General features: G+C 73.4%; 1 pseudogene. It reads right to left on the minus strand.

The window, feature by feature from the left end:
• Positions 1–158: 158 nt before the first annotated feature.
• A pseudogene (locus ACIQ87_RS33070) lies at positions 159–459 on the minus strand (RNA helicase); the annotation flags it as partial.

Genomic DNA, 459 nt, shown 5'->3' on the forward strand with positions numbered 1-459 from the left:
AGCTTCACAGGCCCCTGGGCCGTCCGGTCCCTGCGGATCTCGAAGTCCAATGCATCCCCTGAACTGGGATGTTGCAACGACTCCTAGAACCCAAGGGGACGGAGCGGGCCCTTCAGACGTTTCAGCCGGGCCGGCGGTCGACTACCACCGGTGCGGCGTCAGTTCTTCCAGCGCGGCTTGCGGTCGTCGCCGCCGAAGGAACGGCCGCCGCGGTCGTCGCGGTCACGGCCGCCACCGAAGCCGCCACGGTCACGGTTGAAGCCACCGCGGTCGGACTGCGGACGGCCGCCGGAGCGGTGGTCGTCGCGGCGCGAGAACGGACGGCTGCTGCCGCCGCGCTCGTCGCGCTCCCGGCCGAAGGACGGGCGGTCGCCGAAGGAGCGGGCCGGACGGTCGCCGCCGAAGGAACGGCCGCCGCGGTCGTCGCGGTCACGGCCGCCACCGAAGCCGCCGCGGACG

Origin of the sequence: Kitasatospora sp. NPDC096204, from assembly GCF_044763205.1 — a bacterium.
Classification (GTDB): Bacteria; Actinomycetota; Actinomycetes; order Streptomycetales; family Streptomycetaceae; genus Kitasatospora.